Source organism: Flavobacterium sp. B114r (assembly GCF_056824125.1).
In genome coordinates this window covers 4,524,776-4,543,665 of sequence record NZ_CP124858.1, presented here as the reverse complement: position 1 = coordinate 4,543,665, position 18,890 = coordinate 4,524,776, and the positions used below count along the sequence as shown (strand labels likewise).

18 protein-coding genes and 1 pseudogene are annotated in these 18,890 nt (G+C 32.8%); 7 read left to right on the top strand and 12 right to left on the bottom strand.

Features of this window, described 5'->3' with window-relative positions:
• Nucleotides 1-555 precede the first annotated feature (555 nt).
• The 10 genes and pseudogenes from QLQ94_RS19050 to QLQ94_RS19005 form a co-directional block, all read right to left on the bottom strand.
• Nucleotides 556-648: pseudogene (locus QLQ94_RS19050) on the bottom strand (fasciclin domain-containing protein); the annotation flags it as partial.
• Nucleotides 649-871: 223 nt separating this feature from the next.
• Entirely contained in the window at nucleotides 872-1,279 is a 408-nt protein-coding gene (gene uraH, locus QLQ94_RS19045) for a hydroxyisourate hydrolase (RefSeq protein WP_271335884.1), read from the bottom strand.
• A gap of 22 nt (nucleotides 1,280-1,301) precedes the next feature.
• A complete protein-coding gene (locus tag QLQ94_RS19040; protein WP_271335885.1) occupies nucleotides 1,302-1,826 on the bottom strand; it encodes a GlcG/HbpS family heme-binding protein in 525 nt (174 codons plus the stop codon).
• Between the two features lie 62 nt (nucleotides 1,827-1,888).
• Entirely contained in the window at nucleotides 1,889-2,458 is a 570-nt protein-coding gene (locus QLQ94_RS19035; RefSeq protein ID WP_271335886.1) for a Crp/Fnr family transcriptional regulator, read from the bottom strand.
• 354 nt (nucleotides 2,459-2,812) lie between these two features.
• On the bottom strand, nucleotides 2,813-4,321 hold the full coding sequence (locus QLQ94_RS19030) for a PAS domain-containing sensor histidine kinase (protein ID WP_271335887.1): 1,509 nt from the start codon (nucleotides 4,319-4,321) through the stop codon (nucleotides 2,813-2,815).
• A 170-nt stretch (nucleotides 4,322-4,491) separates the two neighbouring features.
• Nucleotides 4,492-4,626: a DUF2256 domain-containing protein gene (locus tag QLQ94_RS19025; RefSeq protein WP_271335888.1), complete on the bottom strand. Its 135-nt coding sequence runs from the start codon at nucleotides 4,624-4,626 to the stop codon at nucleotides 4,492-4,494.
• Nucleotides 4,613-6,016, bottom strand: coding sequence for a cryptochrome/deoxyribodipyrimidine photo-lyase family protein (locus QLQ94_RS19020; RefSeq protein WP_482498169.1), 1,404 nt, complete (start codon nucleotides 6,014-6,016; stop codon nucleotides 4,613-4,615). Before QLQ94_RS19020 ends, QLQ94_RS19025 begins: the two co-directional genes overlap by 14 nt.
• 20 nt (nucleotides 6,017-6,036) lie before the next feature.
• On the bottom strand, nucleotides 6,037-6,687 hold the full coding sequence (locus tag QLQ94_RS19015) for a flavin reductase family protein (protein WP_271335890.1): 651 nt from the start codon (nucleotides 6,685-6,687) through the stop codon (nucleotides 6,037-6,039).
• Nucleotides 6,688-6,702: 15 nt separating this feature from the next.
• Nucleotides 6,703-7,122: a DUF2452 domain-containing protein gene (locus QLQ94_RS19010; RefSeq protein WP_482498167.1), complete on the bottom strand. Its 420-nt coding sequence runs from the start codon at nucleotides 7,120-7,122 to the stop codon at nucleotides 6,703-6,705.
• Between the two features lie 15 nt (nucleotides 7,123-7,137).
• The gene (locus QLQ94_RS19005; protein WP_271335892.1) at nucleotides 7,138-7,440 is read right to left on the bottom strand and encodes a TIGR03643 family protein; all 303 of its coding nucleotides are present in this window, start codon (nucleotides 7,438-7,440) and stop codon (nucleotides 7,138-7,140) included.
• 414 nt (nucleotides 7,441-7,854) lie between these two features.
• Here QLQ94_RS19005 and QLQ94_RS19000 point away from each other — a divergent pair, with 414 nt between their 5' ends.
• Both QLQ94_RS19000 and QLQ94_RS18995 read left to right on the top strand, forming a co-directional pair.
• A complete protein-coding gene (locus QLQ94_RS19000) occupies nucleotides 7,855-8,004 on the top strand; it encodes a hypothetical protein (protein ID WP_271335893.1) in 150 nt (49 codons plus the stop codon).
• Between the two features lie 621 nt (nucleotides 8,005-8,625).
• The gene (locus QLQ94_RS18995; protein ID WP_271335894.1) at nucleotides 8,626-9,180 is read left to right on the top strand and encodes a fasciclin domain-containing protein; all 555 of its coding nucleotides are present in this window, start codon (nucleotides 8,626-8,628) and stop codon (nucleotides 9,178-9,180) included.
• A 71-nt stretch (nucleotides 9,181-9,251) separates the two neighbouring features.
• Here the strand turns inward: QLQ94_RS18995 and QLQ94_RS18990 are convergent, their stop codons facing one another.
• Nucleotides 9,252-9,623: a SnoaL-like domain-containing protein gene (locus QLQ94_RS18990; RefSeq protein WP_271335895.1), complete on the bottom strand. Its 372-nt coding sequence runs from the start codon at nucleotides 9,621-9,623 to the stop codon at nucleotides 9,252-9,254.
• A gap of 126 nt (nucleotides 9,624-9,749) precedes the next feature.
• On the opposite strand from QLQ94_RS18990, the gene QLQ94_RS18985 reads away from it, so the two are divergent.
• The gene (locus tag QLQ94_RS18985) at nucleotides 9,750-10,109 is read left to right on the top strand and encodes a winged helix-turn-helix transcriptional regulator (RefSeq protein WP_271335896.1); all 360 of its coding nucleotides are present in this window, start codon (nucleotides 9,750-9,752) and stop codon (nucleotides 10,107-10,109) included.
• A 1,146-nt stretch (nucleotides 10,110-11,255) separates the two neighbouring features.
• Here QLQ94_RS18985 and QLQ94_RS18980 read toward each other — a convergent pair.
• Nucleotides 11,256-12,296, bottom strand: coding sequence for a GntR family transcriptional regulator (locus tag QLQ94_RS18980; RefSeq protein WP_271335897.1), 1,041 nt, complete (start codon nucleotides 12,294-12,296; stop codon nucleotides 11,256-11,258).
• Between the two features lie 389 nt (nucleotides 12,297-12,685).
• Between QLQ94_RS18980 and rhaT the strand changes: the two genes are divergently transcribed.
• The 4 genes from rhaT (at nucleotide 12,686) to QLQ94_RS18960 (ending at nucleotide 18,875) form a co-directional block, all read left to right on the top strand.
• Nucleotides 12,686-13,735: an L-rhamnose/proton symporter RhaT gene (gene rhaT / locus QLQ94_RS18975; protein WP_271335898.1), complete on the top strand. Its 1,050-nt coding sequence runs from the start codon at nucleotides 12,686-12,688 to the stop codon at nucleotides 13,733-13,735.
• Nucleotides 13,736-13,760: 25 nt separating this feature from the next.
• Complete coding sequence (locus QLQ94_RS18970) at nucleotides 13,761-15,902, top strand: bifunctional aldolase/short-chain dehydrogenase (RefSeq protein WP_482498163.1); 2,142 nt, start codon at nucleotides 13,761-13,763, stop codon at nucleotides 15,900-15,902.
• A 198-nt stretch (nucleotides 15,903-16,100) separates the two neighbouring features.
• Entirely contained in the window at nucleotides 16,101-17,375 is a 1,275-nt protein-coding gene (locus QLQ94_RS18965; RefSeq protein WP_427402494.1) for a sugar isomerase, read from the top strand.
• Between the two features lie 138 nt (nucleotides 17,376-17,513).
• Entirely contained in the window at nucleotides 17,514-18,875 is a 1,362-nt protein-coding gene (locus QLQ94_RS18960) for an FGGY-family carbohydrate kinase (RefSeq protein WP_271335901.1), read from the top strand.
• Nucleotides 18,876-18,890: the final 15 nt, after the last annotated feature.

Below are 18,890 nucleotides of genomic sequence, written 5' to 3'. Positions count from 1 at the left end.
AAAACAATTCTAAATATTGAACCACCTTCGAGTTATTGTGAAGGTGGTTTTTTTGTCTTGAAAAAATTTGCTACCTAATAAGTGATATCTACAATTATTCAGACGATTTTTGCATATAGAAAGCTTACGAAATATATTATTATTAAATAGATCTACTACATTTTTTATCGGAGATTGAGAAAATGTCAAATTTTAGCTGCAAGTATAAATGTATCCATTTTTTAATCATGCCTAAAAAAGTTTTAATTTAATAAGTAAAACAAGATAATTTAATGTAAAACTTATTTCCACGAAACTATCTATTTAACTTTTATGAGTAATTAAATAATGAAAATAATTATTTAAAAAAAGCCATTTCGTAAAATTAGTCACAATTACATTTAATAGTAATTATTTATTTACCGAAATTATTCCAAATAAATTAAACGTACTGGTGTAGTGTTTTATTTTTTTAGATCTAAGCCAACATTCGATCTTTAGAGAAAACAAATCAAAATTTCGCAATAAAAAAAACTGAAATTTCAGGTTTTTTTATCAATTAATTTTTTTAGGAAATTACATTTTTGGAAGTAGCACTGTATCCACTACATGTATAACGCCATTCGATTGATTTACATCCGCAATTGTAACTTTAGCTTTATTTCCGCTTTAGTCACTAATGTATCGGGTTTTGCGATAGCCTCGCTTAATTTTAGTATTCAACATAATTTTAATTTTACATGCTACCAATAGAGAGATATGACTTCAATTAACTAAAAACTATATTTGTTTTTAATTAATTGAATTATAAATAAGGCAGTTTTATGGTATTGGTCTTAGCTTAAAAAAATAGTATAGAACTATTATTTTAAGCTATTCATTTTAAACCAAATTAATTTCCTCTATAAGTCGAATATCCGTAAGCAGAAAGCGTGATTGGAACATGGTAATGGTTTTGATCCTTAATCTGAAATACGACTTCTATAAAGGGATAGAAACTGTCGATACCACTCTTTTTAAAATAATCAGCTGTAAAGTAAGTCAGTTTATAAATTCCTAAATTAGATTGTTGCGAGTTTAAAAAATCTGTTATTCTTCCGTTTGAATCTGTTTTTTTTTCATCAGTGAAAGACCATTTTTTTGTTTCTTCATTGTATTGTTCTAATTTAATTGTAACTCCTCTTACTGGTTCTCCTTTTGATACATCCAGGATATGGCTTGAAAGTTGATAGTTATTTTTTTGAGCAAAAATTACTGTTGAGAAGAGTAGAAAGAGGGATGTTATTATTAATTTTTTCATGTTTTTATTTTTAAGGTTAAAATTATTTTGTTGTAGTAATTCCTAATTCTGCAATTGCTGCAGATTTAGCTATCAAGTCATCATTTTCTGGGTTACCTCCGCCAGCAACTCCGATACTTCCGATTATATTTCCCTTATACCAAATTGGTATCCCGCCGCTTAAGAGTAACAATTCTGGCAGTGTATTTAAATTTTTTGTGTCTGGATTTTTTTCTGCATTCCTTAGTAGAGTAAGCGTTGCTGTTTTTGTAGATAGCGCCGTATAAGCCTTTCTTCTCGCTGCTTCGGCATTGTGCGGGCCGACACCATCTGCACGGGTAATTAAAATAATTGTTCCTGAAGCGTCTAATAGTGCTATGGAGACCTTTTGGTTTAGTAATGCTGCGGTTTTTGTAACACGCTTATTGATATCTAATGCTGCATCTAAAGTTAAATTATCAACAGAAGTAACATAATTATTAATTGATAATTCGGCTTTTTGGATTTCTGTATTATTTTGACCGCTACTTGCATTTGCAATTAGCAGAAATAAAAATATAATTCTCATGATTTTTTTTCTGCAAAGTTAATTGCTGTAGAATTGAAAAATGTTGCCCTATGTCAACGTTTTTACAATTTCGATTTTATCCTGCTTAGGGTAGAAGGAGATATTCCTAAATAGGAAGCCATCATTTTATTTGATATGCGTAGCAACAATTGTGGTTGGTGTTTAATAACCCATTTAACTTTATCTAAAGCATCAAAACCTTGAAAGCCATAAATTCTTTTTTGAGCTACAATAAACCCAAGCTCTAAAATTTCAGTGTATAATTTTGCAAATTGAGGTACCTCGTCAACTAATTTATAAAAATCGATTCTTGAAATACAAAGTAATTCAGACTTTTCTATGGTTTGTAAGTACTCTTCTGCTGGTTTTTGGTCAATAAAACTTGGTAAAGCAGTAACAAAATTACCCTCGAAAGCAAAATATCTCGAACTTTCATAGCCATCTTTAGACGCAGTAAACAAACGAACACAGCCTTTGTTTATAAAATAATAATGATGGCATACTTGGTCATAATTCAGCAGGATTTCCTTTCGCTTTGTTTTTACTAAACTAAAGTACAAAGAAATTTTAAGAAGTGATTGGTCGTCTATGTCAGTTTTGCTTTTTATGAATTTTTGAAGAGTGGAATACATAAGGCTTATTTCCAGATTTTTATCGAGTTGATTCTAGGTTTAGAAAAAATAGTTTAATAATGTTTACTATATTTTTGCATGAGTAAAAATATTTGTAAATCAAATAGTTATATTAAGTTTATTGTAAGTATTTATCATGGTATTAAAATTAATCTTAAATTAGTATTAAAAAAATCATTAATTAAATGTTGCTATTTATAAACATTAATTTTTATGGTTGCCGTTTTCTTGACTATTCAAATTGTAACGAATCTATTGAACTTAATACTGACCTTGCTTGAATTTTAAATAGTTTTCAGTTTCTTCTAAAACTTTTAAATAAGTCAGATAAAAAAGAATAGAATCAATTTTATTCTAAATAGTAGTTCTAAACTGTTTTAAAGGCAGCGTAACAATAAATTCAGCTCCATTGTCTTTTTCTCCAATAGCTCTGATATCTCCATTATGTCTTTTTACGATTTTTCTGCAAAGTGCAAGACCAAGACCATTTCCTTCGTACTGATCTTTGGAATGCAGTCTTTCAAAAGCATTAAAAATCCTTTCGTAATGACTTGAATCCAATCCAATACCATTGTCTTTGATGCTTATTTGCAATAAATCTTTACCATCACTATTTATAATAATAGATGTTATTATAACCCTGGGCGGCTGATCTGCTTTTGAAAACTTTAATGCATTGTGAATAAGGTTATAAAAAAGCTGCTGGATCAGTATAGGAGCTCCTTCGATATACGGAAGCTCACTTGCAATTAGTATGGCGTCTTTCTCTTTTATAATCAGTTCAAGATCTATTTTTATATTTTCAATTATTGCATCGAGATTTATATTGTCAACTGGCTGAGTTGTTTTATTAATGGTCGAGTAAGACAAAATACCTTCTATAATTGTCTGCATGCGCTCAGCAGAATGTTGAACTTTTTCAAGATATTTTTTTGAGTTTTCCGAAAAATTAGTTTCAATATCATTTCTTAAAAGACCATTGAAAAATTTAATTTTCCTAACCGGCTCTTTCAGATCATGGCTTACTACATTGGCAAAATGCAGCAAATCATCATTTGATTTGCGCAGCTCCTCGGTATTCTCGGCAACCTGTTTTTTAAGTTCATCCGAGAACTGTTTTTGTTCGCTGATGTCCTGTACAATTCCGATAATAGTGGTAGGATTACCCTTTTCGTCCTTGATAATTTTACCATTGATTTTAACCCATCGAACAGAATTGTCCTTATTTAAAATTCTTGCCTCATAACACATTTTTCCAGTAATCTGAGCTTCTTTGTGTGCTTTTTCCCGCATTAACTGATCATCAGGATGCAATTTTGAAATAAGCTGCTCGTTGGCTATTTCTCCTTCAACAGACCAGATTTCATTGAAATTTCGCGATGTCTTGATTTTTTTTGTTTTAAGATCTATTTCATATGTTCCCATACCTGAGGAATCCAGTGCCATCCTTAATCTTTCATCTGAGTTCAGTATCTGCTGCTGTGCAAGATTAAGATCTGTAACATCTGTAGCTGTATTCATTACGCCATAGATTTTTCCATTGGAATCGTATAGCGGTGTAAAACTATAATTAAAATAATGCGTTTGTAATACCTGACTTATTACCAAATCTACCCTTACATTTTTTGCATAGAATGCAAAGCCTGTTTTTAGCACATTAAGTATCTGTTCAAATATTTGCTGGTTTTCCAGTTCTAGCAGAATTTCTTTGTAACTTTTACCTATAACATCTTCCCCTTTACCCCAGGTTGTGATCATAGCAGGATTAGCTATTTGAATTTTTAATTCATCGCTGACATAAACTCCTATTGGAAATGGTGCAGTTTCTACTATGCCTTTCAAAATAAGCAAGTTGTCGTACATAATAGCAGTAGATTTAGTTTTTTTTACGAATGTAGTATTGTTTTATACTTTATTTTTTACAATAATTTATTAAATTATTTCAAAATTCCAATGATATTAAATCAAATGTTTTTTAACAATATTAATTACGTGCAATCTAATCTCAAACAATAGTCTATTACTAACTAGTGTTATTTATTTCTGCATTTATCACTGCAATATTTCACTTTGTCCCAAACCTTTTTCCATTTTTTTCTCCATGCAAATGGTCTTTGGCAGACAACGCAGATTTTAGTGGGCAGGTTTTGTTTCTTAACTCCTCGCATTTTGTTGTTTATTTCTAAAACCCCAAACAATATCACTCGCGTATTTTCGAGTTTCCTCTATGTCAACTATAGGATCTGGATAATCTGTACCTATCTCGCATTTGTAAAATTGCTGCTCAATACCATTTAATTTCCATGGTTCATGAATTAATTGTAATGGGATTTCCTTTAGTTCAGGCAGCCATTTTTTTATAAAAAGGCCTTCTGAATCGTGCTGCTGAGAGTTTTTTATGGGATTATAAATTCTAATAATATTGCCGGTTGTTGTACCCGCCTGCATCTGAATCTGCGGATAATGAATTCCGGGTTCGTAATCTAAAAACTGTCTGGCCAGAAAATGCAGTTCCCGCCAGTCCTGCCACAAATTAAATGTAAAAAAGGAAACTACCATCGCCCGCATTCTAAAATTGATATAACCTGTTTCAACTAAACATCGCATGCAGGCATCAACAATAGGAACTCCGGTTTTACCCTCCTGCCACGCTTTTATATAGATTTCGTTTTTGGGTTTTACCAAAGAATCGTAATCTTTGTTTATGTTTTTAAATTCAATTTGACAGTCATTTTCAAATTTTTGCATAAAATGACAATGCCAGTGCAGCCTGGAAACAAAATTAAGCATGGCTCTTTTGTTGGACGATGCTTCATAAAACTGATTGGTATATTGATACACCATTCGCATACTAACGTTTCCGTAGGTTAAATAGGGAGATAAACGGCTGCAGCCCTTTCGGCTTAAACCGGGTTTAGAAATATGTTTACTGTAATTGACATGTCTCTCTTTTGCAAAACTTTCCAAATACCGCCAGGCCCAATATTCTCCTCCCTGTTGAAAGTTTTCATTTCTCTCTGTTATTTCATTACAAAGTAATTTTCCTTGTAGCTTTTGATAAAAATCAGGAGTTAAATTTTCAAAATTAAAAGTATTGAGTTCAATCATTTTAGGTGCTGCACGCATCGTTTTTTCCCAGCGCTTATCCCAGTCCTCTCTTGATCGCAGCTTTCTGATTACACCGTGCAGTTGCGATTGTTTCCAAAGAATGTTATGAGCATCAAAAAAAGACTGCATGGCAATATCCCTGTCAAAAGTTACTTTGTTGCCTATTTCCTGATGCGAAAACACGGTTTGAACATCATAAAGACTGCATAGGTGTTCAAAAACAGTCTGGACTTCTTGATGAAAATAATAAATCTGCGTGTCAATTGACTTTAATTTAGACTTCATTTCCTGTAAGGATTCATAAACAAACCGCCAATGACGTACATCAGAATCATCAAAGGCCATTATTGAAGGCTCAAAAAAATAAACCAAAAGAAGCGGAATGTTTTCCTGCTGCGCCATAAAAAGAGGTTCGTGATCTGTAAAACGCAGATCACGTTTGAACCACATAATATTTATCTTTTTTTTACTCAACTTTTAAGTATTGATGTAATTTCCTTATTGGCTTTTGCATAACTTAAACGGTCCAGCTGTACTGTTTTATGATAGCTGTCCAGACCCGAACAAGTAACCGTATTAGCTTTTTCTAAATTGACAAAACCATCTTCAGACAAGCAATCTTCGGGAATAAAAACCTGGACTATTTCGCCGATAATCATAGTGGTATTATTGATTGAAATATCTGTTTTTTCTTTAAATTCAATACCTAACTGTATGTTGCTTTCGAGTACAAAAGGAGCTGGAAAGTTATTTTTATATTCTGCACTGAGTCCTGCAGCATCAAATTCTGAAATTTCTTTGTTGTATCTCGCTGATGTCTGATGTGCTTGTTTATAAATCTTTTCGTTGATATGATTAATGGTATAAAATCGTGTATCTAAAATATTTCTCATAGTATCACGCTCGGGCGGACTTGGGCGAAAAATCATCCCTATTAATGGCGGATTGGCACCAATATGAAAAAAAGAACTAAAAATGGATAAATTAGTGTTTCCCTGACCATCAGAAGTTCCTACTAATGCTACACTTTTAAAACCGCCTAAACTATTGATTAAATGCACGGCAGTTTGTTTGTCCATTTTTCCCAGATCACTGGTTTTAAAATTTATTTTGTTTTTCATTAGTTTGAAATTTTATTAAAAAACAGCACTTTTCAAATCGATAAGGATCCATTTTTTATCACTGTTAAGTCTCAAAGTACCTACATGTTCCTTATTCCATTCTTTGGGTCCTATTAGCGAGAGAAAATCAAAACCATCTGCATCTTTGTATAAATGATATATTTCACCCACAATAGGTTCAAAAGAAAATCTGGCATTGTATACCCGTTCATTCCACTGGAATTCTTCGATTAAATCCTGGTATTGCATTTTTAGTTCATTGAATTTGCTTTCAAATTCTCTGTTTACCTTATTGATGCCCATGTTTTTCCAGCCGGTTACATCATCTGCTTTTATTACCGGTGCGCCCACACTTGTAGCATACGGCAAAAGGCTTGCATTATAACCATACTGATCAGAAAACACTACATTATCCGGTTTATCTTTTTTGGACATCTTCTAATATTTTTATTAACGCTTAGAGATTTTATTATTTGAAATTGCTCTTTGTCTGTTACATTTAAACCTGTCAATTGCCTGAGTCCTCTTTCCAGCGTGTTTTGTTTTACAATTTTCAATCCTTTCACGCCATAACTTATAACTGCTGAACTTTAATTCTTTCTTCATCAAAGCTTTTACATCAGCTTCAGATAGACCAAATTGAAATTTTACAGCATCAAAAGGGGTTCGGTCTTCCCATGCCATTTCTATAATTCTGTCAATTTGAACTTCATTCAATACAGTATTATCGATCTTTGCAATAATTGATTTCATTTTATATTGTTTAACAATTATTAAATAACTTTAAACAAAAATAATCTTTTTTATATTTGTTAGAAGCGTAAAATTGAAATACATTTCATTTTAATTTGCCGGATATAATTTTAGAAAATAGAAATAGATTTTGTTTTTTCAATTTTGACAGAAGAAATGATTGAACTTAAGGAAAACACATACTAAATTTATGTTCTTACATGCATGCTTTGGAAAAATGCTGAAATTGGCAATGTCTTTCTAATATCTTTTGTTATTAAATATTTTTAAAAAAGCCTAAAGCGAATTAAGAAAATTTATTTTTAGGATTATAAATCAAAAATAACAAGTAATTTTAAAGTCAATACAAGTTTTTAAAATTGAATTAATTTTATGCATACAACTTTTAATATCTTCTAGAAGATTCTTAGTATTATGGCTCAAAATCCTGAAAGGGATTATACTTTAGAAGATTTAACTAATTTGGTTATACCTTATTTAGCTAAATCATTACAACAGGATTTATCTATGGAAATTATCAATCAGGCACAAGTTTTAGAGGGCATTAATAGTACTGGATCGTGAAGGATTAATTATTTTGGATTCAGATTCAGACAAAAGTATTATAAGCATGAAGGGACTTATAAATATAACTTCCACAAGTTTTCTAAATTGATTTTAAGCCTTTTTGGCTTTCTTTGGTAAAAGTTATAATAAGTATCCTCTATCCTATTTATGACCCTGTAAATCAAGACAAAAAGAACAAAATAGATCCTTTAGTGCCTTTTTTCGCTTATTTAAGAAGAAAAGCCAACCTTTCGCCTTTGGAATTTAGACAACATTTTAACTAAACGACGCTACAATGCCACTAAAAATACTAGGTTAACATGGATGCCAGAATGGAGATGGACCGAAGTCCTAAGCTCGACTTTTACACTATATTTTAATATTTTAACTTTGAACTGTCCACTTAAACTGGGGGTAATATGAACCATCAAAAAAAATAAAGAAGACCTAAGTTCACTTCAATTAATCTGCAGTGGTGAAAATTTATAGAACGTTTTATGATTAACAAAAAGATATAAAACACAGACAAACAATGTTTTTTAAGTTGACCCATTTTTATTTTTTCTTCTTTCTGGACTTTGTTAAAACCAAAAGGAATATTAAAGCGTAAATGACTTTATAACTTAAAAAAAAAGAATCATGAAAACTAGAAAATTTTTAGCCGTAGCAATCCTGGCATTAGGATTTGGATTTACATCATTTGCACAAAAAACAGTAATGGTTGGTGGAGCGGCTATGTATCCTAATAAAAATATTATAGAAAACGCGGTAAACTCAAAGGATCATACAACTTTGGTAGCAGCAGTGAAAGCAGCTGGATTGGTTGAAACTTTACAAGGTAAAGGTCCATTTACTGTTTTTGCCCCAACAAATGAAGCATTTAGTAAATTGCCAGCCGGAACTGTTGAAACATTATTGAAACCTGAGAATATTAAAACATTACAAACTATTTTGACGTATCATGTAGTGGCAGGTAAAATGAATAGTTCAGATATTGCAAAAGCAATAAAAGCTGGTAAAGGAAAAGCAACATTAAAAACAGTAAGTGGAGGAACTTTAACTGCGTGGATGGATGGAAAAGATTTGTATATCAGTGACGAAAGTGGAAATAAAGCTAAAGTCACAATTTCGGATGTAAATCAATCTAATGGTGTGATACATGTAGTGGACACAGTACTTCTTCCAAAAATGTAGTTTCCTAAAAATTAAATTGTAATAATAAAAAGGCCCTGAAATTTCAGGGCTTTTTCAATGAAGATCAAGAGTTAATAAAAAAACTGTTCAAAAACTATTTTGCCTTCTTGTACTTTATATACACAGATTTCATCCATTGTGAATCTATCCTTTCCTTTAAATGTCATATCGGCAGACCAAGACACCGTAAAGTAGTCGCCTGCAATCACTGGGTCTGAAATAATACGTCCATGAACCTTCTCAACTAAAGATTCAAATAATTGGGATTTTTTCAGAATTTCCTGCAGCCCTTCAACAGTTTTTGGTAGTAGAAAATCGTTGGCTTCGACGCTGACGCATTTATCGGCATACAATTGCGTTTGTACTTCATAAAATTTATCCTGACGGCACATTTCTATAAATTTAGCTGCAACTTCTTGTGTTGTTAAAATAGTTTGTTTCATTTTAAATTGGATATTTATTTCATAATCTTATTTCAGGGGCCAAAGTTATGGCATATAAATTACCATATAATGCTCCTTTCCCAAAGGGAAGCGCTTCCTTTTAGGAAAGTTTATTACCTTTCGACTATGAAAAAACAAGAAAAAAAAGTAGTTCAAGACTCGGCAGAATGCGCCCAATCACTCAGAAATGTAATTGATGCTATGTTTGTTCTTAATGGAAAATGGAAACTTGCGCTAATACTCTGTATTTCTCAATCTCCAAAGCGTTTTTCTGAAATTCAAAATGATATTCCTATAACACCTAAGGTTTTAGCGAATGAACTAAAGCATTTGGAATTAAATAATTTTATAAAACGTAACGTTTTTCCAACGACACCAATCACAATTATATATGAAGCAACCGAGTACTGTCAAACTTTAAAAAGTGTTATATGTGAACTAGATTCATGGGGACAGCTGCATAGAAAAGTTATGACGGAAAACTAAGGAAGTTCAGATAAAAAATCCGGTATTTCAAAAAAAAAGAAACATGAAATTCTGAATCTTTTTTAATTTTTAAAATCTAAATTAAAGCCAAAAAGTATTCTACTAATGAATCTCGTAAAGCTATAATATGATAAACCGAATCCCTTTCAAAAGTTTAACATACACTTAAAACATTACGGGTTCGAACCGTAAAACTCAATAAACACAAGGGTTTAGCAATCAATGAAATTTACCGTTGATTTTGTCGAACCATCAAAAGCCTGTAAAAACAAGGGGTTACAGGCTTTTGTTTTTTTATTGTGACCGTGATGGGGTTCGAACCTTAATACTTTTCGCAATAATTAATGTTTTTTGACCTACACCAAAGAGTCCATTATTCTTTTAATATCTTAATTAATTTCGTCACAAAGTTAGAGAATAGCTTACGGGCGCTAGCAAAAAATCCCCCCATAAATGCAGCAAAAAATTCCTGCTTTATTGCGTTGCTTTTTGCGCTTGCTAAGCGATTCCCGGTGGATGTTCCATAATTAATTTAAAATATAGAAATTATGGAAACTTTAAATCAAAACTGGCAGACTGTATCTGAAATTGAACTGATCTACAAAAAAAAAGTAAAAAACTCAGAAAGACCACAAATCAAATCTTAAAAATACGCATACAAACTCGCTCTTTCAGCTTGGGATTATAATAAAATAGAATTCTTTGAGCAGTTCAAGGTATTACTTTTGAATCAAGCTCACAAAGCACTTGGAATTATTATGATTATTTTAGATTCTAAATATATATTCTTCACTAAGATAAAAATTTAATCATAATTCACATAAAATGAGAGACTTAATTTTAACTTTAAAGATGACTTTGACTTTTTTTTAAAATTTTATTATTCAGGACTGAATAATTTTAATTTAAAACTCACTTATAACTTTCAAATCCTCCAATAAAAGGTTCGAATTCTTTACTATCAGGGTCTATATTTATTAATATTTATATTGACCATTATGGGATTTGAACGAAAATTTAATATTACTTAAATATTTATTTTATTTAAATCATCCACAAAATGGTTCGAGAATTGTACCGTTAGGGCTACCAAGACAAAAGCTCCAGAGAAATCTAGAGCTTTGTTCATTATAAAAAATAAAATTCCTAAATAGAATTTCGATCAATAAAATTAAAAGGTACTTTTACATCTCCTTTTTCTTTATTCAGGATCATTCTGGCTGCGGTTTCCCCCATGACATTAAAATCGGTAGACATTACCGTTATTCCCAATAGTTCTTTCAGGGGTGTATCATTATATGAGATCACACCAATATCTTTACCCAAGACAAACTCTTCATCGCGAATTTGTTTCATTAAATTCACCAGATCAGATTCTTCGATCGTGATAAATAAATCCCCTTTTTTAAGGATCATATCATCATAAACTTCACTTAGGACTTCAAAATTGATTTCATGTTCTACACAAAACTTTTTAAACCCATGTAAAATTCTTCTCGGATAAGGATAAACAGCCTTGTCAGGATATACCAGAATTAGTTTATTGTATTTGCTTATTTTCGAAAGACCTTCTTTTAATGCATTATAAATATCATTCTCAAAATCCTGATAAATCTTAATGATTTCACCTTCCATTCCCAGTTTAATATTATCCATTAAAACCAGTTTTTCGTCAGGTATTGACTGAATTGCTTTTGCTACTTCATTGGTAAAACTTAAATGCTTTAATTCGTCGGTTTTAAAGTGAGTTGTAATCACATAATAATCATAAGCACCTTCGAACTTGTCTAATAAGTTTAGAAACAGCGTTTCATCGCAATGATAAATATGCAAATCAGTATGCGCATTGGCTCCAATTGTATTGATAAAAGAGTTGTAAGTTTTCATTTTATAGGCACTCAGTTTATTAAGTACAAACAAAATATTGACTTTAGATTCAAGTTTAGTTCGGGTAATATAGTATCCTTTACCTCGAATAGACGAGATTATTTTTCGTTCTTTCAGAATATTATACGCCTTTTCTACAGTGTCTCTCGACATATAAAATTCTTCGCTAAAACTATTTATTGAGGGAATTTTTTGATTTATTTTTAAATTTCCGTTAGCAATATTCTGCAGGATTGAGTCTACAATTTGTTTGTATTTAGGAACCCTGGAATCTTCATCTATTTTAATTAGTTTAATCATTTTGTCTGGCTTGTATATTAATTGACAACTTGCTGCAACATAATTCATGAATTATAGCCTGCAATCAAAGTTTTCTCTAAAATATATAAAATAACACCTTCTGGTATTTTTCTCACAAAACCTCTGCAATTAAATAAGGCTTATTTTATGTTTTTGATGATTTGTTTGTTTTTGGCAAATTGAGGATATAATAATTACGAAATCGATTGCTAAAATAGAAATTTTAAATTTATATTTCCAATATAATCAGATTGTTCTTTGTAATAATTCTCAGATTTAACATAAATAATAAAAGTATAAAGGATAGTACAGGACAGTTTTCTTTTTTCTATTCTATTATTTTACAAAACCAAATTAACTATCACATTTAACCAAAAACTAAATCATTAATGGAATCATTATTAGGAATTATTTTTCATTCTATCGGAGGTTTCTCTTCAGGTAGTTTTTATATGCCTTTTAAGAAAGTAAAGGATTGGGCCTGGGAAAGCTACTGGATTGTAGGCGGATTTTTTTCCTGGTTAATAGTACCGCCAATTGCTGCTTATTTAACGATTCCAAATTTTGCTGAGATTATTACCACCGCCGCACCATCAATAAAAGCATTCACATTTTCGATGGGACTTATTTGGGGAGTTGGAGGATTAACTTATGGTTTAGGCGTTCGCTACTTAGGGATGTCATTAGGGAATTCTATTATTCTTGGATTCTGTTCTGCTTTTGGCGCTCTGGTTCCTTCTATTTATTATGATTTATACCCAACAGCCGGTAAAATTTCATTTAGTGATATGCTCTCAAATCCAGGCGGACAAATGGTTTTGGCTGGAGTAGCAGTTTGTCTTTTAGGAATTGCCATTTCCGGAAAAGCGGGAATCTTAAAAGAAAAAGATTTTGCCAGTGGGCATGAGGATAAAGACAAAGATTTTAGTTTGGTAAAAGGTTTAATTATAGCGGTTATTTCAGGTATCCTGAGTTCGTTTTTTAACTATGGGATCGAAGCCGGAAAACCAATGGCAGAAGTAGCTATTGATTATGGTTGTAACCCTTTATTTCAAAATAATGTTACCTATATCGTTTTAATGTGGGGCGGATTGACTACCAATTTTATCTGGTGCATGTACCTTAATTTCAAAAATAAAACTTTCTCAGATTACACCAATAAAAACACACCAATTGCTAAAAATATACTGTGGTCGGCGATGGCAGGAACCATGTGGTTTTTACAGTTTTTCTTTTACGGAATGGGAGAAAGTAAATTAGGAAATGGTGCCAGTTCTTGGATTCTGCACATGGCAACTATTATTCTGACCGCTAATCTTTGGGGATTTTATTTGAAAGAATGGAAAGGTGTTTCTCAAAAGACATTCAGAACTTTTCTATGCGGAATAGGACTAATTATGCTGTCGATTGTTTTGGTCGGAATTGGAAATTCATTATAAATACACAAAATATAACATAACAACAATGTCGAATATAAATATAAAAAATATGACTTTTAAGCATGTAAGCTATCTTTGGGATGACGCTAAGGCACAGGAACTGGCAGGAGATGAAGTAGCGCTTTTCATTTATCGTTCTAATTTATTAGGGGCCGATCTAAGACTGACTAACTATGGTGGTGGAAACACTTCAGTAAAAATTACTGATAAAGACCCGCTAACCGGAGAAAGCTCTGAAGTCATGTGGATTAAAGGTTCTGGTGGAGACATTGGTACATTAACAAAATCCGGTTGTGCAGCGCTATATTTAGACAGGCTTCGCAATCTCGAGAATCTATACAGAGGCATTGAGTTTGAGGATGAAATGGTAGAATTATTCAATCACTGTATTTTCGACTTAGCTTCAAAAGCACCTTCTATAGATACACCTTTACACGGTTTCTTACCTTTTAAACATATTGACCATTTACATCCTGATGCAGCAATTGCAATCGCTGCAGCCAAGGACGGAGCTAAAATTACTGAAGAATTATTCGATGGTGAAATTGGCTGGGTAGGATGGCAGCGTCCCGGTTTTGACTTAGGACTTCAGTTAAGAAGTTGTCTGGAAGAAGCAGAGAAAAATGGTAAAAAATTACGCGGGATCATGCTGGGTTCTCACGGTTTATTTACCTGGGGAGATACAGCATACGAAAGTTATGTCAACACGTTGGAAGTAATCGAGAAATGTGCGGAATACTTAGAGAATAACTACGGAAAAAAACGTCCTGTTTTTGGAGGTAAAAAAATAGAAAGTCTGCTTGAAGCTGATCGTAAATTAAGAGCAGCAAAAGTAGCACCAATCTTAAGAGGTTTCTGTTCCTCAGAGCGTCAGATGATTGGTCATTATACAGATGATGCGAGAGTTTTGGAATTCATTAATTCTAATGATTTATCCAAACTGGCACCTCTTGGAACTTCTTGTCCGGATCACTTTTTACGTACCAAAATCAGTCCTTTGGTTTTAACTTTAGAACCAAACGAAGATTTATCAGATGTAGAGGCGATTAAAGCAAAATTAACACCTGCTTTTGAGGCGTATCGTGAGATGTATAAAGACTACTACAATACGTGCAAAAAGTCGAATTCACCAGCCATGCGTGACCCAAATCCGGTTGTGATTTTATATCCGGGAGTTGGTATGTTTACGTTTGCCAAAGATAAAACGATGGCACGTCTTGCATCTGAATATTATATCAATGCAGTAAACGTGATGAAAGGTGCCGAGGCAGTTTCTGAATATACTTCGTTACCGCGTCAGGAAGCATTTGATATCGAATATTGGCTGTTGGAAGAGGCAAAATTACAGCGTATGCCCAAACCTAAAGCATTATCAGGAAGAGTCGCTGTTATCACAGGTTCTGCCGGAGGAATTGGTAAGGCTATTGCCAAAAAATTTGCTCAGGAAGGTGCGTGTGTAGTAATTAATGATATTAACGAGGAACGTCTGGAAACTGCTGCAGCCGAGTTTATTAAATTGTTTGGTAAAGACGCTGTTTCAAGTACATTACTAAATGTTACGGATGAAAAAAGTACTGAAAAAGCATTAGACGAAGCTTGTCTGGCTTTTGGTGGTGCTGATATCATTGTAAACAATGCAGGAATTAGTATTTCTAAATCAATTGCAGAGCATACTCTGGAAGAATGGGACAGATTATATAACATTTTGGTAAAAGGGCAATTTATTGTTTCTAAAGCTGGAATCGAAGTAATGCGCAAACAAGGATTTGGAGGAGACATCGTAAATATTGTTTCTAAAAATGCTGTGGTTGCAGGACCAAATAATCCAGGATATGGTTCAGCAAAAGCAGCTCAGGCACATTTAACACGACTTATGGCTGCCGAATTAGGCGCAGACAAAATTCGTGTAAACACAGTAAATCCTGATGCAGTAATCTCAGACTCGAATATTTGGTCTGGAGGTTGGGCAGAAGGTCGTGCAAAAGCATATGGTATTACAGTAGAGGAATTACCGGCTTATTATGCAAAACGTACGTTACTCAATGAAATTATATTGCCCGATGATATTGCAAACGCTTGTTTCGCTTTTGTGGGAGGTTTACTCGATAAATCAACAGGAAATGCCCTGAACGTAGACGGCGGTGTATCAATGGGCTTTTACAGATAGATTGTTAAGTTTTTTTAAGTTTGTTTAAAGCAAAAGTGGTTTTTTGTGATCTAACGTTCGATAGCATTCGAGCGTTAGATTTTTTTAGGATATAGTAGCCCTGGAAAACCCATTAAAATAGCATAAAATAGTAACGTTAAACCAGAGTTCAATTTATATAATTTATATATTGTAATCTCTATTAAAAGATAAAATAATATGTTAATCGGATCAGACAATATAGCATCTCATAATGAGGAATTATTAAAAAAACACCAGAATAAATTTGCTTTTACAGTTTCAGAAATTGGTGATACACAAGCAATTATTCAGAAATTAATAGACTTTCAAATTGCAATTCCATCCTGGGCTTTAGGAACAGGAGGAACAAGATTCGGACGTTTTGCCGGAGGTGGAGAACCACGCTCTATCGAAGAAAAAATCGAAGATGTAGGTTTGCTTCACGCTTTAAACAATGCTTCAGGAGCAATTTCTTTGCATATTCCGTGGGATATTCCACAGGATTATAAAGCAATCAAAAATCTTGCGGCGCAGCACAATCTAAGATTTGATGCCATGAACTCCAATACCTTTCAGGATCAGGCAGGTCAGGAGAATTCGTATAAATTCGGATCATTACAAAATGTAAATAAAGCAGTTCGTAAACAGGCCATTGCGCACAATATAGAAGTAATCAAACACGGAATAGAACTAGGGTCAGAATCGCTAACAATTTGGCTGGCTGATGGTTCTTCTTTTCCAGGACAATTGAACTTTAGAAAAGCGTACCAAAATACATTAGAAAGTCTGGAAGAAATCTATGATGCATTACCTTCTAACTGGAAATTATTTTTAGAATATAAATGTGCTGAACCCAACTTTTATTCCACTACAGTTGCAGATTGGGGACAATCGTATTCTTATGTAAAAAAGTTAGGAGACAAAGCACAAACCCTTGTTGATTTAGGACACCATTTGCCAAATGCCAATATCGAACAAATCGTTTCTTTATTACTTATGGAAGAAAAACTAGGAGGTTTCCATTTTAATGATTCAAAATACGGAGACGACGATTTAACTGCTGGAGCTTTAAAACCATACCAATTGTTCTTGATTTTTAATGAACTAGTTGAAGGAATGGACGCCAGAGGAATGAATCACGCGAAGGATTTAGGCTGGATGATTGACGCTTCACACAACATAAAAGATCCTTTAGAAGATTTATTACAATCTGTAGAAGCCATTATGATTGCTTATGCTCAGGCGCTTTTGGTAGATAGAAAAGCTTTAGAAATTGCACAGCAGGAAAATGATGTGGTAAAAGCGCAGGAAATTCTGCAGGATGCTTTCCGTACAGATGTTCGTGCAGTAGTTGCTGAGGCCCGTTTACGTTCAGGTGCGGCATTAAATCCAGTTGAATTGTACCGTAGTCTTTCGGTTAGAAAAAATCTAATAGGAGAAAGAGGTTTAAAAACGATGGCTACAGGCTTATAAATAGAGTTATGAATTATGAGTTATAAGTTCATAAACTATTTTGTTTTTACCAATCCTTTGATGTAAAAACAAAAAGACGGAGCAAAAATCATAATTCTGTAATTCATAATTAATAACTTATAATTCATAATTAATTAAATGAATGTAGTTGCAATTTTTGACATTGGCAAAACAAACAAAAAGGTATTTTTATTTGATGAAAATTATAAAATTGTTTGGGAAAAATCAGTGAATCTTGATGAAACTGTCGATGAAGATGGTTTTCCCTGCGAAGATATTGAAGTGCTAAAAAACTGGATATCCGAACGTTTATCAGAAATAGAAAACAGGACGGATTACGTTCTAAAAGCCATCAATTTTAGTACCTATGGTGCTAGTTTTGTCTACATTGATGAAAAAGGAAAAGTTTTAACTCCTCTGTATAATTATTTGAAAGAGTATCCGGAGGAGTTAAAAAATGACTTTTATACTAAATACAAAGGAAAAGAGGTTTTTGCAGTAAAAACAGCTTCTCCTGTTTTAGGAAGTCTGAATTCCGGGATGCAGATTTACAGATTCAAAGAAGAAAACCCGGAACTATTCAAACAGGTAAAATACTGTTTGCATTTACCGCAATATTTAAGTTTTCTTTTAACCAATGAGCCTTACGCTGATATTACAAGTATTGGATGCCACACTAATCTTTGGAATTTCAAGAAGATGAAGTATCATAAGTGGCTCAAAAACGAAAACATTTCAGATAAAATCCCACCGCTTCATTACGGAAAACATACCATTAAAAAGCAAGACGGATTAGCCATTGGCGTTGGTTTGCACGATAGTTCATCTGCGATTATTCCCTACACCATAAACTTTACAGAGCCTTTCGTTTTACTGTCTACAGGAACATGGAGTATTTCCCTGAATCCGTTCAATAACAAACAATTGACTTTTGAAGAATTGCAACAAGATTGTTTGTGTTACATGCAATATACTGATGAACCTGTAAAAGCAGCCCGTCTGTTTTCAGGGAACGAACATGAAGTGCAGACCAAAAGATTAGCAGCACATTTTAATGTGCCGGTTGATATTTATAAAGAGGTATATTTTGATAAAAAGATAGTTTCAAATTTAAGAGCGATAAACTTTCAAATCATTTATCCAAAGAAATATGATTTTGATATTCTGAAAGAATGTCCTTTTCAAAAAAGAGATTTGAAGAATTTTAAAAACTACGAAATAGCGTATCATCAATTGATGCTTGACCTTGTTGAACAACAGGTTTTTTCGACTAATTTAGTAATTCATAATAGTGCTGTAAAAAAGATTTTTGTGGATGGAGGTTTTAGTAAAAATTCAATTTTCATGAATTTACTCGCAGAAGCTTATCCCGATATAGAAGTTTATGCGGCTTCGATGGCACAGGCAAGTGCATTGGGTGCTGCGCTAGCGATTCATCAAAACTGGAATCCTAAACCGATCCAGAATGATTTGATTGATTTGAAATTTTACAAACACTAAAAATAGAATTAATTC

What these genes read in the sequence shown, in the direction of transcription:
- QLQ94_RS18990 (WP_271335895.1), bottom strand. Translation starts at nt 9,623, where the DNA reads ATGAAACAAACTATTTTAACAACACAAGAAGTTGCAGCTAAATTTATA.
- QLQ94_RS18985 (WP_271335896.1), top strand. Translation starts at nt 9,750, where the DNA reads ATGAAAAAACAAGAAAAAAAAGTAGTTCAAGACTCGGCAGAATGCGCC.
- QLQ94_RS19040 (WP_271335885.1), bottom strand. Translation starts at nt 1,826, where the DNA reads ATGAGAATTATATTTTTATTTCTGCTAATTGCAAATGCAAGTAGCGGT.
- QLQ94_RS18970 (WP_482498163.1), top strand. Translation starts at nt 13,761, where the DNA reads ATGTCGAATATAAATATAAAAAATATGACTTTTAAGCATGTAAGCTAT.
- QLQ94_RS19000 (WP_271335893.1), top strand. Translation starts at nt 7,855, where the DNA reads ATGGCTCAAAATCCTGAAAGGGATTATACTTTAGAAGATTTAACTAAT.
- QLQ94_RS19030 (WP_271335887.1), bottom strand. Translation starts at nt 4,321, where the DNA reads ATGTACGACAACTTGCTTATTTTGAAAGGCATAGTAGAAACTGCACCA.
- QLQ94_RS18995 (WP_271335894.1), top strand. Translation starts at nt 8,626, where the DNA reads ATGAAAACTAGAAAATTTTTAGCCGTAGCAATCCTGGCATTAGGATTT.
- uraH (WP_271335884.1), bottom strand. Translation starts at nt 1,279, where the DNA reads ATGAAAAAATTAATAATAACATCCCTCTTTCTACTCTTCTCAACAGTA.
- QLQ94_RS19035 (WP_271335886.1), bottom strand. Translation starts at nt 2,458, where the DNA reads ATGTATTCCACTCTTCAAAAATTCATAAAAAGCAAAACTGACATAGAC.
- QLQ94_RS19005 (WP_271335892.1), bottom strand. Translation starts at nt 7,440, where the DNA reads ATGAAATCAATTATTGCAAAGATCGATAATACTGTATTGAATGAAGTT.
- QLQ94_RS19010 (WP_482498167.1), bottom strand. Translation starts at nt 7,122, where the DNA reads ATGTCCAAAAAAGATAAACCGGATAATGTAGTGTTTTCTGATCAGTAT.
- QLQ94_RS19020 (WP_482498169.1), bottom strand. Translation starts at nt 6,016, where the DNA reads ATGTGGTTCAAACGTGATCTGCGTTTTACAGATCACGAACCTCTTTTT.
- QLQ94_RS18965 (WP_427402494.1), top strand. Translation starts at nt 16,101, where the DNA reads ATGTTAATCGGATCAGACAATATAGCATCTCATAATGAGGAATTATTA.
- QLQ94_RS19015 (WP_271335890.1), bottom strand. Translation starts at nt 6,687, where the DNA reads ATGAAAAACAAAATAAATTTTAAAACCAGTGATCTGGGAAAAATGGAC.
- QLQ94_RS18980 (WP_271335897.1), bottom strand. Translation starts at nt 12,296, where the DNA reads ATGATTAAACTAATTAAAATAGATGAAGATTCCAGGGTTCCTAAATAC.
- rhaT (WP_271335898.1), top strand. Translation starts at nt 12,686, where the DNA reads ATGGAATCATTATTAGGAATTATTTTTCATTCTATCGGAGGTTTCTCT.
- QLQ94_RS18960 (WP_271335901.1), top strand. Translation starts at nt 17,514, where the DNA reads ATGAATGTAGTTGCAATTTTTGACATTGGCAAAACAAACAAAAAGGTA.
- QLQ94_RS19025 (WP_271335888.1), bottom strand. Translation starts at nt 4,626, where the DNA reads ATGCGAGGAGTTAAGAAACAAAACCTGCCCACTAAAATCTGCGTTGTC.